Source organism: Pantoea sp. GM_Pan_3 (assembly GCF_026541045.1).
Taxonomy (GTDB): Bacteria; Pseudomonadota; Gammaproteobacteria; order Enterobacterales; family Enterobacteriaceae; genus Pantoea; species Pantoea anthophila.
The window spans coordinates 448,807-460,658 of record NZ_JALNVA010000002.1 but is presented as its reverse complement, the minus strand read 5'-3'; the positions used below and the strand labels follow the sequence as shown (position 1 = coordinate 460,658).

11 protein-coding genes are annotated in these 11,852 nt (G+C 55.5%); 4 read left to right on the top strand and 7 right to left on the bottom strand.

Annotation, left to right across the window (positions count from 1 at the left end):
• Positions 1 to 35: 35 nt before the first annotated feature.
• On the bottom strand, positions 36 to 1,106 hold the full coding sequence (locus OXR04_RS09935) for a tartrate dehydrogenase (protein ID WP_009092530.1): 1,071 nt from the start codon (positions 1,104 to 1,106) through the stop codon (positions 36 to 38).
• 64 nt (positions 1,107 to 1,170) lie between these two features.
• Here OXR04_RS09935 and OXR04_RS09930 point away from each other — a divergent pair, with 64 nt between their 5' ends.
• A complete protein-coding gene (locus OXR04_RS09930) occupies positions 1,171 to 2,112 on the top strand; it encodes a LysR family transcriptional regulator (RefSeq protein WP_009092528.1) in 942 nt (313 codons plus the stop codon).
• Between the two features lie 29 nt (positions 2,113 to 2,141).
• On the opposite strand, the gene OXR04_RS09925 is transcribed toward OXR04_RS09930, so the two are convergent.
• The 3 genes from OXR04_RS09925 to OXR04_RS09915 all read right to left on the bottom strand — a co-directional run bounded on the left by OXR04_RS09925 (position 2,142) and on the right by OXR04_RS09915 (position 4,380).
• Positions 2,142 to 2,435, bottom strand: coding sequence for a DUF1330 domain-containing protein (locus OXR04_RS09925; RefSeq protein WP_009092527.1), 294 nt, complete (start codon positions 2,433 to 2,435; stop codon positions 2,142 to 2,144).
• An 11-nt stretch (positions 2,436 to 2,446) separates the two neighbouring features.
• Positions 2,447 to 3,310, bottom strand: a complete 864-nt coding sequence (gene yghU, locus OXR04_RS09920) for a glutathione-dependent disulfide-bond oxidoreductase (RefSeq protein ID WP_009092525.1) — start codon at positions 3,308 to 3,310, stop codon at positions 2,447 to 2,449.
• Positions 3,311 to 3,501: 191 nt separating this feature from the next.
• Positions 3,502 to 4,380, bottom strand: coding sequence for a sugar phosphate isomerase/epimerase (locus OXR04_RS09915; RefSeq protein ID WP_009092524.1), 879 nt, complete (start codon positions 4,378 to 4,380; stop codon positions 3,502 to 3,504).
• A gap of 260 nt (positions 4,381 to 4,640) precedes the next feature.
• Between OXR04_RS09915 and OXR04_RS09910 the strand changes: the two genes are divergently transcribed.
• The 3 genes from OXR04_RS09910 (at position 4,641) to OXR04_RS09900 (ending at position 7,914) form a co-directional block, all read left to right on the top strand.
• Positions 4,641 to 5,666, top strand: a complete 1,026-nt coding sequence (locus OXR04_RS09910) for a LacI family DNA-binding transcriptional regulator (RefSeq protein WP_267369711.1) — start codon at positions 4,641 to 4,643, stop codon at positions 5,664 to 5,666.
• Between the two features lie 150 nt (positions 5,667 to 5,816).
• On the top strand, positions 5,817 to 6,734 hold the full coding sequence (locus tag OXR04_RS09905) for a TIM barrel protein (protein ID WP_140028738.1): 918 nt from the start codon (positions 5,817 to 5,819) through the stop codon (positions 6,732 to 6,734).
• Positions 6,735 to 6,744: 10 nt separating this feature from the next.
• Positions 6,745 to 7,914, top strand: coding sequence for a Gfo/Idh/MocA family oxidoreductase (locus OXR04_RS09900; protein ID WP_267369712.1), 1,170 nt, complete (start codon positions 6,745 to 6,747; stop codon positions 7,912 to 7,914).
• 255 nt (positions 7,915 to 8,169) lie between these two features.
• Here the strand turns inward: OXR04_RS09900 and OXR04_RS09895 are convergent, their stop codons facing one another.
• Genes OXR04_RS09895 through OXR04_RS09885 form a run of 3 tightly spaced genes read right to left on the bottom strand, consistent with a single transcriptional unit; the run spans position 8,170 to position 11,844 of the window.
• On the bottom strand, positions 8,170 to 9,366 hold the full coding sequence (locus tag OXR04_RS09895) for an ATP-grasp domain-containing protein (RefSeq protein WP_140028740.1): 1,197 nt from the start codon (positions 9,364 to 9,366) through the stop codon (positions 8,170 to 8,172).
• The gene (locus OXR04_RS09890) at positions 9,363 to 10,628 is read right to left on the bottom strand and encodes an ATP-grasp domain-containing protein (protein ID WP_140922733.1); all 1,266 of its coding nucleotides are present in this window, start codon (positions 10,626 to 10,628) and stop codon (positions 9,363 to 9,365) included. Before OXR04_RS09890 ends, OXR04_RS09895 begins: the two co-directional genes overlap by 4 nt.
• Positions 10,612 to 11,844 (bottom strand): MFS transporter, encoded by a 1,233-nt coding sequence (locus OXR04_RS09885; RefSeq protein ID WP_140922731.1) that lies wholly within the window; start codon positions 11,842 to 11,844, stop codon positions 10,612 to 10,614. The genes OXR04_RS09890 and OXR04_RS09885 overlap by 17 nt, the downstream gene beginning before the upstream one ends.
• Between the last annotated feature and the right edge of the window lie 8 nt (positions 11,845 to 11,852).

The following is an 11,852-nucleotide window of genomic DNA, read 5'->3' as shown; positions in this document are numbered from 1 at the left end:
GGCTGCCGCCGGGGGCGGGCGGCAGCGTGATTCACTTACAGTGCGGCGGCGATGGCCGCCCCCAGCTCTTCTGTACTGGCGCAGCCACCGAGGTCACGCGTCAGGTGCTCACCCGCCGCCAGCGTGCGTTCAATGGCGTCCAGAACCGCTTCGCCTGCCGCCTTGTAGCCGAGATGCTCCAGCATCATCGCACCGCACCAGATCTGGCCGATGGGATTGGCAATGCCTTTACCGGCGATGTCGGGCGCGGAGCCGTGAACCGGCTCAAACAGGCTGGGAAAGAGACCCTCCGGGTTGATGTTGGCGGAGGGGGCAATGCCGATGGTACCGGTACAGGCCGGGCCAAGGTCAGAGAGGATATCGCCAAACAGGTTGCTGGCGACGACCACATCGAACCAGTCCGGGTGCAGCACGAAGTTGGCGGTGAGAATATCAATGTGATACTTATCGACGCGAACCTCCGGAAACTGGCCGGACATCGCGTCGACACGGCTGTCCCAGTAAGGCATGGTGATGGCGATGCCGTTGGATTTGGTGGCCGAGGTCAGATGTTTCTTCGGCCGGCTCTGCGCCAGCTGATAGGCAAACTTCAGAATGCGATCGACGCCGGTGCGCGTCATCACCGTCTCCTGAATCACCACTTCCCGATCGGTGCCGGGGAACATGGTGCCCCCCACGCTGGAGTACTCGCCCTCGGTGTTTTCACGCACCACATAGAAGTCGATATCGCCCGGCTGGCGATTGGCCAGCGGCGCTTTGACGCCGGGCATCAGGCGCACCGGACGCAGGTTGACGTACTGGTCGAACTCGCGGCGGAACTGTAACAGCGACCCCCACAGGGAGACGTGGTCAGGCACCACCTCCGGCCAGCCTACGGCGCCAAAGTAGATGGCATCGAAGGTTTTCAGCTGCGGGAACCAGTCGTCAGGCAGCATTTTGCCGTGCTGCTGCCAGTACTCAGCGCTGGCGTAATCAAACCACTCCCAGCGCAGCGGAATGTTAAATTTTTCGGCGGCGGCATTCATCACGCGGACGCCTTCCGGCATCACTTCTTTACCGATACCGTCGCCGGGGATCACGGCAATACGATGGATTTTCTCAGTCACAGGGCACCTTTCCGGTTGATGTTCGAATTGTGACCGCAGTATAACTGTCGCTTCCGGGGAAATAATGAGTCTGAAACGCAAACCAGTGTTGAATAAAAGTAGAGAATCCCGCACCTCCACCGATGACCTGGCCTTCTTTGTTCGCCTGGCCGGGCTGGAGAGCCTGACCGCAGCGGCACGTGAGCTGGGTCTGTCGCTGGCGGCCGTCAGCAAACGTCTGAGCCAGCTGGAGCAGCGTCTGGGCGTGCAGCTGCTGCGCCGCACCACGCGACGGCTGGAGCTGACGCCGGAAGGCCACCGTTATCTGGCAGGTGCCCGCCCGCTGCTCGATCAGCTGGTGGCGCTGGAAGAAGCGGTCAGCGGTGAAACCGCTCAGCTGCGCGGCTCGCTGAATATCAACGCTTCATTCGGGTTTGGCCGTCGCCATATCGCGCCGTGCGTCTCCGCCTTTGCCGCGCTGCATCCGCAGCTTGCGCTGTCTCTGCACCTCAGCAGCCAGCCGCTGAATTTTCTCGATGCGCACATTGATATCGATATTCGCGTCGGTGAGCCGCCTGACTCGCGGCTGGTGGCGCGTAAGCTGCGAACCAATCCGCGTATTCTCTGCTGTTCGCCCGCTTATGCTGCCCGGCACGGCCTGCCTGCGACGGTCAGCGAGCTGGCGGAACACAACTGCATTTTACTGCGTCAGCACGACAGCGATTTTACCCTGTGGCGACTGACCCGCGGTGAGCAGAGCATCAGCCAGAAGGTGCGCGGCAGCCTGATGACCAACGATGGCGAAGTGGCGATGCGGCTGGCGATGGATGGGCATGGCATTCTGCTGCGTTCCTGGTGGGATGCGCAGCACAGCCTCGCGGCGGGGGATCTGCTGCCGGTGTTGCCTGAATGGCAGGCACCCGATGGCGACATTTTTGCGGTCTGGCAGGCGCAGCGTCAGCTTCCGGCACGCGTGACGGCGTTCGTGGCGTTTCTGCAGCAGACGCTGCAGAAGGTGGAGGCGTAAAAAAGGCGGCATCGCTGCCGCCCTGCGTGTTATTTGTCGATGCCCTGCACCAGCACCACGCGATAGTTCGCCCCTTTCAGACGGTGCGCTTTGGCAGCCTGATATTCCGGGCTGTCATACCAGGCGTGCGCCGCTTCGCGGGTCGGGAATTCCAGAATCACCACGCCTTCCGCTTCCGGACCTTCCAGCGTTTCCAGCGCGCCATAAAAGGCGAGCGGATTGATCGGATGATCGCCGCGTGCCTGGCCCGCTTTCTCAGAATAGGTGTTCATTTCGTCCTGGTTCAGGGTGTTATCACGAATAAATACGACGTATGCACTCACAGGTTAGCTCCTTACGCTTTTTTATCCTGGGTCTGGGTATCGAAGTCAGCGGCATCATGACGCTCATGCAGCTGATCGGCCGGGTCGCCCATGACACGATTGACCTTGCGGCCACGAATAACGGCGGGACGCTGCGCGATCTCTTTCGCCCAGCGCACCACATTTTTATAGGACTGCACATCCAGGAATTCCGCCGCGCCATACTGATCATTCAGCACCATGTTGCCGTACCACGGCCAGGTGGCGATGTCAGCGATGGTGTAATCCTCACCGGCCAGATAGCGATGATCTGCCAGCTGGCGGTCCAGCACGTCGAGCTGACGCTTCGCTTCCAGCGTGAAGCGGTTGATGGCGTACTCAATTTTTTCCGGCGCATAGTGATAGAAATGACCAAAACCGCCACCGAGGTAAGGCGCAGAGCCCTGCAGCCAGAAGAGCCAGTTGAGGGTTTCAGTGCGGCCGGCGATATCTTTTGGCAGGAAGTAGCCATACTTTTCCGCCAGATAAAGCAGGATATTGCCCGACTCGAACACCCGCAGCGGCGGGGTGACGGAGTGATCGCTCAGCGCCGGGATTTTTGAGTTCGGATTCACGTCCACAAACCCGCTGGAGAACTGATCCCCGTCGCCAATACGGATCAGCCAGGCATCATATTCTGCGTCGTTAACGTTCAGCGCCAGCAGCTCTTCCAGCAGGATCGTCACTTTCTGACCGTTCGGCGTGCCGAGTGAGTAGAGCTGTAAAGGGTGTTTACCGACCGGCAGCGCTTTTTCATGGGTAGGACCCGCGAACGGACGATTGGTTTTCGCGCCGTTGCCTTTGGCTTCAGGATCCCAGTTCCAGACTGTTGCAGGCTGATATGCATTTTCCGACATAATAAACGTTCGCCTCGTGGTGTGATGTTTGTCTGGAGTGTAGCAGGTGCTGAAAAGGCGGTTTAACTCTGCTGGCTGCGTGAGGACGCGCGGCAATCCGCTGATGTCCGGGCGATCGGGAAGATGAAAAAAGGAAAAGCGGGGCGGGCATCGCCCCGGAGGATCACTGCCGGGCTGCATGGCTGCGGGGATCAGAGCAGTTCGCGCTCAATCCGTTCGCGGGTTTCAATGGCCTGAACCGACATCTTTTCCGGGTAGCCAAACAGCGAGGCCGCGATGATTGGCTCTCCGCCAACTTTGTAACGGCGTGTGGCAAAGCCGGTGTCGCGCAGGGTCTGGAAGAGAGTGTCGAAATCGACCTCACCTTCACCAACGCCGACGTGCTGATGAATAGTGGCGTCGACGCCTGGCGGATTGACGATGTAGCGGCAGTGGCGGGTGTGGTTCATGGTGTCGGCAATCAGCATATGGGAGAGATCGTCTCCGGCGTACTCCAGCATCGGTTTCACATCGCCTTTGCCTTTGTCATAGAAGAAGGTGTGCGGCGCACTGTAGATATACTTCACGTTATCGCTGCGGAACGACTTCACGATATCCACGGTTTCGTTGTTCTCTTCGCAGAAATCCCACGGATGTGCCTGAATTTCGACGCGTATTCCTTCACGTTCGAGGATCGGCAGCAGCTCCTCCATTGAGCGATAGAACATCTCTTCGCAGATTTCCGGCTCGTTTGGCGTGCCGGAGAGTTCGGTATTGATCACCGGTACCCCCATCTCAACCGCGATCTCAATCATCCGCTTCCAGTTCTTCACCGCCGCCTGACGACGCAGCTCATCCGGGCCGGACCAGCGATAGACGACGATAAACGAGGAGATCGCCAGGCCGGTCGCACGCAGCGCATTTTTATATTCGGTGATGATTTCGCGGCTGGCTTTGGGATGTTTATAAAACGGGTTGATCTGCGGATGCGGCGACTGTTCGATATATTGATATCCCCAGTCGGCGACCTGATGAACCATACGGGTGATGCCCAGCTCTTTAATCACATCCACATCAAAAGCGATTTTCATCTCTCTGCTCCGGCAAGGTTGAAGGAACGGTTCCTGAGTGAAGAGGACGCCTGTCTGCGCGCCGCTTTCGCACAAGCCTTTCAACGGTTTTAGCAAATGACTGTTTTAAAGAGAACGCAGAAAGAAACGGATGTTTCATTTTTGCGAAAGCGATCAACTTTGCGTGAGATTTTCTATCAAATAAATGAGAGAAAAAGGGCGTGCCGGGATAGAGTGTTACCGTCAATAACCACAACAGAGCGTGAAGAGGGAGAAACAGGATGCCAAAAGTGACGATGACCGCCGTTGCCCAGGCGGCGGGAGTGGGGGTAGCCACGGTGGATCGGGTGCTGAACCGTCGCGCACCAGTGCGCAGCGCCACAGAGCAGAAGGTGATGGCGGCCGCCAGATCGCTGGGCTATCAGCTGACACAGGCCCACAGCCAGCATATCGCGTCGCCCGCCGCGCAGGTCTTACGCTTTGGCTTTATCCTGCTGCCCGCGCGCTATTCGCTCTATCAGCAGCTGGGCGAGGCGCTGAAACAGCAGGCGAAACAGCAGCAGCCTGCGGGCAGTGAACCGGTCTTCTGCTGGCATGATATTCATGACGTGGAGGCGGTTGCCCGTTCAGTGCGGCAGCTGGCGCAGTGCTGCGACGTGATCGCGCTGGTGGCGCTGGATCATCCGCTGATTCGTCACGCGATTCAGGATGTTTCGCGGCTCGGCGTGCGGGTTTACGCCCTGTTCTCCGACTTCTCCGTCTGTGAACATGCAGGCTTTATCGGCATCGACAGCCAGAAGGCGGGACGCACTGCCGCCTGGATGGCCCGCCACCTGTTGCGCCGGGCAGGGTGCGTCGGCGTGCTGATCGGCGACCATCGCTTTACCTGTCAGGAGAGCAGCGAAATCAGTTTTCGCTCCTCCCTGCGGGAGTCGGGCATCAGCCAGCGCGTGCTGGAGCCGCTGAAAACGCACGAGACGGCAGAGGGGGGCTACCAGGCCACCCGGGCGCTGCTAAAGAGTCATGATGACCTGGTCATGATTTATGCCCCCTGCGGCGGCATTGAGGGCGTGGTGCAGGCGTTGCGGGAGAGCGGACGCACGCAGATCGACCTGGTGTGCCACGGCCCGCTGCCTGGCGACGAGCTGGCGCTGATTGACGGCACCATCACGCTGATGCTGCGCCATCGTATTGAGGCGATGGCCGAAGCGGTGGTCTCGGCCTGTCTGAACGGGCGGATGGAGCCGCGGGCTCATTTTGCGCAGATTACCGTGCCCTTTGAGATCGTGACGCGGGAAAACCTGTAGAAAGAAGGTGTTAGCTTTTTAATGATAGAAAGCTATCATTTAATGCAATTTTTAAAAGCGATCTCTATCAAAAAATGAAACTTTCATCGTTGTCTGAGATGAAACGTTTGTTTGATACTGCCGGCAGTTCTTACTGCAGAGGCAGACACGATGACCTTTCACATTGCTAATGCGCCCTGTAGCTGGGGCGTGGACGATCCCGCCAATCCCTGGCTGCCACCCTGGCAGAAAGTCCTGACCGAGGCCGTGCAGGCGGGCTATCCGGCCATCGAACTGGGGCCGTGGGGCTACCTGCCCACCGATCCGGCTGAGCTGACCCGGCAGCTCGATGCGCATCAGCTTTCGCTGGTGGCGGGCACGATCTTTGACGATCTGGTCAGTGAGGCTCATTTCCCCACGCTGGTGACGCTGACCCACAACCTCTGCCGCACGCTCGCCCGTGTCCCGACAGCAGCGAAAACCCCGGGAGCCAGTGCGCCCTATCTGGTGATTATCGACTTCGGCAATCCGGAACGGGCGAAATATGCCGGTCAGTCAGCGAAGGCCCCCCGGCTCTCCGCGGATGCGTGGCAGCGCATGATGCAGCACATCACCATTCTGAGCGACATTGCCTGGCGGGAGTATGGCGTGCGGCCGGTGATCCATCCGCATGCGGGTGGCTGCATCGAATTCGCCGACGAGCTGGCGCAGCTGGTCAGGGATATTCCGCATCAGGTCGCGGGGCTGTGCCTGGATACCGGCCACCTCTGTTACGCCGGGATGGACCCGGTGGCGGCGCTGCAAAAGTACTGGACGCGCATCGACTATCTCCATTTTAAAGATGTGAATCTGCGGGTCTGGCAGGACGCCGTCACGCGCGGAGTCGACTTCTTCACCGCCTGCGCGGAGGGCGTCATGTGCCCGCTGGGCCAGGGCGCAATCGACTATCCGGCCGTGCATGCGCTGCTGACGGAACGCCATTACCGCGGCTGGATCACCATTGAACAGGAGCGTGACCCACGCCATGCCGACACCAGCCTGCGCGATGTGAAAGCCAGCCTGGACTATCTCCGATCAACAGGATTCTGAGGGCAACAGCATGATTAACGGAAAAAAAGCGGCTGATCGCTCACTGCGCTGGGGGATGATCGGCGGCGGCGGCACCAGCCAGATCGGCTACATCCACCGTTCGGCGGCGCAGCGTGACGGTAACTTCACGCTGCTGGCGGGCGCCTTTGATATTGATGCCGGGCGCGGACGCGAGTTTGGTCAGGCGCTGGGTGTGGCGCCCGATCGCTGCTATCCCGATTACGCCAGCCTCTTCGCCGGCGAGGCTGCGCGGGAAGAGGGGATTGAAGCGGTGTCCATCGCCACGCCAAACAACACCCACTTTGCCATCTGTCGGGCAGCGCTGAATGCCGGACTGCATGTGGTGTGTGAGAAGCCGCTCTGTTTTACGGTCGACGAGGCCGATGAGCTGGAGCAGCTCAGCCGGGAGAAGCAGAAGATTATTGGCGTCACCTACGGCTACGCCGGACATCAGCTGATCCATCAGGCCAGAGAGATGATTGCGGCAGGGGCGCTGGGCGAGATTCGCATTGTGAACATGCAGTTTGCTCACGGTTTCCATAATGAGGCGGTGGAGCTGCAGAGTGAAAGTACCCGCTGGCGGGTAGACCCGCGTTTTGTCGGGCCGAGCTATGTATTAGGCGATCTGGCCACGCATCCGCTGTTTATCGCCGAAACCATGCTGCCGCAGCTGAAGATGACGCGGCTGCTCTGTGCGCGCCAGAGCTTTGTTGCCTCGCGCGCGCCGCTGGAGGATAACGCTTTTGTGATGATGGAGTATGACAACGGCGCGGTCGGCACGCTCTGGGCCTCGGCGGTCAATGCCGGTTCCATGCACGGGCAGAAGATTCGTGTAGTCGGATCGAAAGCCAGTCTGGAGTGGTGGGATGAGCAGCCAAATCAGCTGCGCTACGAAGTGCAGGGCGAGCCGGTTCGCATTCTGGAGCGCGGCATGGGCTATCTCAGCCCGCGCGCGCTGGAAGAGGATCGCATTGGTGGAGGCCATACCGAGGGATTATTCGAAGCCTGGTCAAATCTCTACCGCCGCTTCGCGCTGGCGATGGATGCCACCGATCGTCGTGACACCGCTTTCCTGCAGGATTTCTGGTATCCCGATGTGCATGCCGGATTAGCGGGCGTACGCTGGGTAGCCCAGTGCGTGAAATCAGCAGAGGCGGGCGCGGTGTGGGTGGAAGGGTAAGGGCGTGATAAACAAAACCTCAACCCGCCAGAGACGGGTTGAGGAAAGCGGCGTCATCTGTGAGTACACCGCACTGCCGCTGACATTTTAATTATCACCCGTTGAAAAGGGCCGTAACAGGCAGGACAAAAAACATCCTGACCAGATAATTGCATCCACACGACATTATCAACTTTTTATCCCGGATGTATCAGCCTGTAAAGCGGGACGCCAGGCAGACCTGCTCCTGATTACGTCAGGCAATACTGTGCGGGACTAAGCTATGCGTAGCGTTGAAGCGATAAAGCTAAGCGAGCTATGCTGAACAGACTGCAACACATTCTCAATGCTGCTGATCGTTCCGCCGGCAATCATATTTCGTGAGTCTTTTCCGTCTACCGTAATGATGTTGTCACGGTAAACTGTGACGTTATTGCCTTCGTCGCGAATAACAGAACTGATTTCATCTGCATATTTCCCGCCCAGTTGCAGAGCGGCTCCCTGACGACTTTGATAAGGAAGCGGTGCCTGCCATTGACCCGAAGAAATAAGGTACGTTGACTCAAATGAATTGATGCCGCTTGCTGCTGAGCTCAGGCAACTGATTCCGCTAATACGTGGGTTAATTTCCAGAAGATAAAGGCTGTTTTCCGTAACAATAAAATCGACGCAGCAGACACCATTGAACCCCAGGTGATTTAATAGGAGAATCAGTTTTGTCTGGACCTCACCGGTTAACTGTTTGCTGAAAAGACCAGGATGACAGACGCGTATCGTATCAAAATCAGAGCGAACTCCCAGTGAACTCTGGCCGGTATAACAGGGAGGCTGGAAAAAGTAATTCCCCGGCGTACCAGCAATTTCTATGCAACCAAGCGCACCATCAATAAAGGACTCAATTAAAATATTCTTGCGCTGATTCTGACTCAGCGTCTTGATCAGCTGGTCTTTGTTACTGATTATCTCAATACCATGCCCCATACAATCCCACAGAGGTTTCAGAATGACGGGAAAAGCAATATGGCTGACCAGTTCCTGCTCAAGTTTGTCTCTGCAGCCCGGTTTTAAAAGCTCGCCATGTGTAAATTCTCGGTCCAGAAGTTCCCAGCGCGGCGTAGGAAGGGCGAATTGCTCAAAAAGCATTTTGGTTGCTCTTTTATCGGCGAGCTTATATACAGCATTAATTGGGCCAGGGACCGCGCTGACGCCTTCTGACAAAGTGATGTCTTCAATGGTCCTTTCATTGGGAATAGACCAGGAAATAACATGGCTGACGTAAGCCGGTTGACGCTCACTTTGGGCATCGTCAATTGCGGCATCAGGCCCCATCGGAGACGAAAAGTGAGGCTGATCTTTGAGCAGCAGTCTTGAATCACTGTGCCTGCTTTTGATCGTTTCCCATGCCATTTCGAGAAAAGGTGATGCCTGGCTTATATCCAGCGAGCGGATGCAGAGTACGGGAAAATCACTCATACGATAGAGACCCTGGTGCTTTGTGAAAATTCATCCATAGCCAAAAGTATTGACTGCTCAGAATCAGCGGTAAAAATGGCCCATCCCAGACGTTCAATATTTGTTGAGCCCGGTTTTACCGGTGAATTTTCACTAACGGTAGAGCGGGTTTCAATGACGGAGGCATTTTCCAGCCTGGAAGGAATTTCAAGCTGCTTTAAAACGCCTTCGGCGTCAGGCCGGACAAACTGAATGGCACAATAGCGTTTAGGCACGGCAGGTTTAAAGTCACTATCCAGCATACCGACGGCCTGGCGGGCATAGATTTCAAGCGGGTCCTGATCGGTGGAAAGGGCGACAAGGCGAGGAATATAGTCACCTGCTGGCCGTGAACAGCTCTCAATAACGCGTGGCTTTCCTTCTTTGTCTAATTTGATTTCGGTATGGCTTATGCCATTCGTGATGCCCAGGGCAATAACCGCCTGAGTGGCAACGTTCAGAATCTCATCGCGTAAGGCGTCAGGAACAGGCGCCGGGAAAATGTGTCCGGTTTCTGCACGAGCTTTGCCGGGCGTGGTGAACTTCATTGTCACACCCCAGGGCGCATATCGACCTGAGACGGAAAGGCCTTCAACACTAAACTCCTGTCCAGGAATATATTCCTGAACCAGAATTTCTTTGCTGAAAGGAATACCGTGTGGATATTCATGTGTCCATTGTGATGCGTCTTTACATGCCTGAGGAAACTCGTTGCACTCCATCAGCACTGAAACGCCAAAGGAGGCTGCATTTTCAGCCGGTTTGACCACCAGAGGAAACGCCAGCTCTTCCAGAGGAAGTTGATGCACATCATCCTTGTCGGTTAATACCGCCAGCAGTGCCGGTAACGGACACTCTGCCTTCGACAGCGTGCGGTACATGTCATATTTGTTTCTTCTGGCTCTGGAAAGCGAGGCATCCGGACCGCAAAGATCGAGCCTTTGTGCGACTTCTGCTGCGATATCTGTCAGGAACTCCCAGGCGACAACTACCCCGGAAACGCCTTTCTTCTTCGCTTCGCTGACCAGCGTCTCAATGGCCAGCTGGCGCACTGAAAAGTCCAGAAAAATGAGGTCATCAATCATGCCTGAGACTTCTTGCAGCATGGAGTCATAGACTTCTTCTGTTGTGGCGACGACTGAATGATAACCCAGTGCGCGTATTGCCTTAAGAAGCAGCTCTCCTCCCATACCGATCGGCTCAATAACCAGTATGCTTTTATTTCCATTAATAGTTGTATTCATTAACTCCTCCTTTTAAATTTTTGAATCCCAGACTAAAAGTGACTGCGGTCAGTAAGAGCAGGACTATCCAGGTGGAATGCGTATTCATATCCAGCAGCCAGCCAAAAATTGCCGGAGACAACGTCATTCCTGCCGACCAGGTCATCTGAAAGGCAGCCATGTAATTTCCATTATTTACTTCCGGGGCTAGTTTTATACTTAGCATATTAACCGACGGCGTAGATAACATTTCTGCAAGGCTGTAAATAAGCATCGCAACAATTAACAGCCCACCAGTAACTATCTGGTTATTTAAAGTTATGCTGGCACACCAGAAAATAATGAATGAAAGAATATTCAGGTAATAAGCGTGTTTTATGTTCTGGACGGGATCGTTCTCTTTTGTCCATGATGCAATATGGGTGCTGATTAGCGCCACGATGGCCGTGTTTAAAATGACCAGTCCGCCTGAGAAAAAAGCAGGAAGGCCAAGTTGTTTGGTTGCATAAATAACAATTACGAGCGGAATAACCATTGCAGCAATGACTAAGCCAAAGTTGACAATCAGAAGCTGGCGATAGCTGGGATCGCTCAACACTTTTCTAATATTATGACTTTCTGCTTTTTTGTGGCTATTCTTTACCGTCTGCACGGCTACAGGATGCCACATCAAAAGTGCCAGGCAGGATAGAAAGTAAAGTGATGCCGACGCAATAACAATAAAATGCAGACTGCTGTCAGAATCAACAGAAAAAGCCAGTGAAGTAAAGATGGTGCCCAGTCCCAGACCAATATTCCTGATAGACGCAATAAGTCCGAACCAGGTTTGAGTCCCTTTCCCACCTGAAGCCAGTGAAACCAGCCCTCGGTTGCTCGTCCAGAAAATATGAGATCCTGCCTGGGTAAAAAACTGCGTCAGCATTATGGTAAAAGGGTCTCTGGCAAAAAGACACATGACAAAACCCGCGCCGCTGATAAAATCGCCCCATATCGACAGTTTTTTAGGACCGAGTCTGTCCAGTAACCTTCCTATCAGGACAGGTACTAAAGAGGAAAGGGCACGGCCTGTGGCAATAGCTACGCCTATTATTGAGAGCGTAAGCGTTGTCGTTCTGTCAAAGTAGATCATCATAAACGCCATGATCAATCCACCACCCGTTGCATTTAATATTGTCGATGCAACAAATAGTCTGGAACGTTTTAGGTTTGGCACTGAAATTTTTAATGTAGTTTTCACGCAGAGAC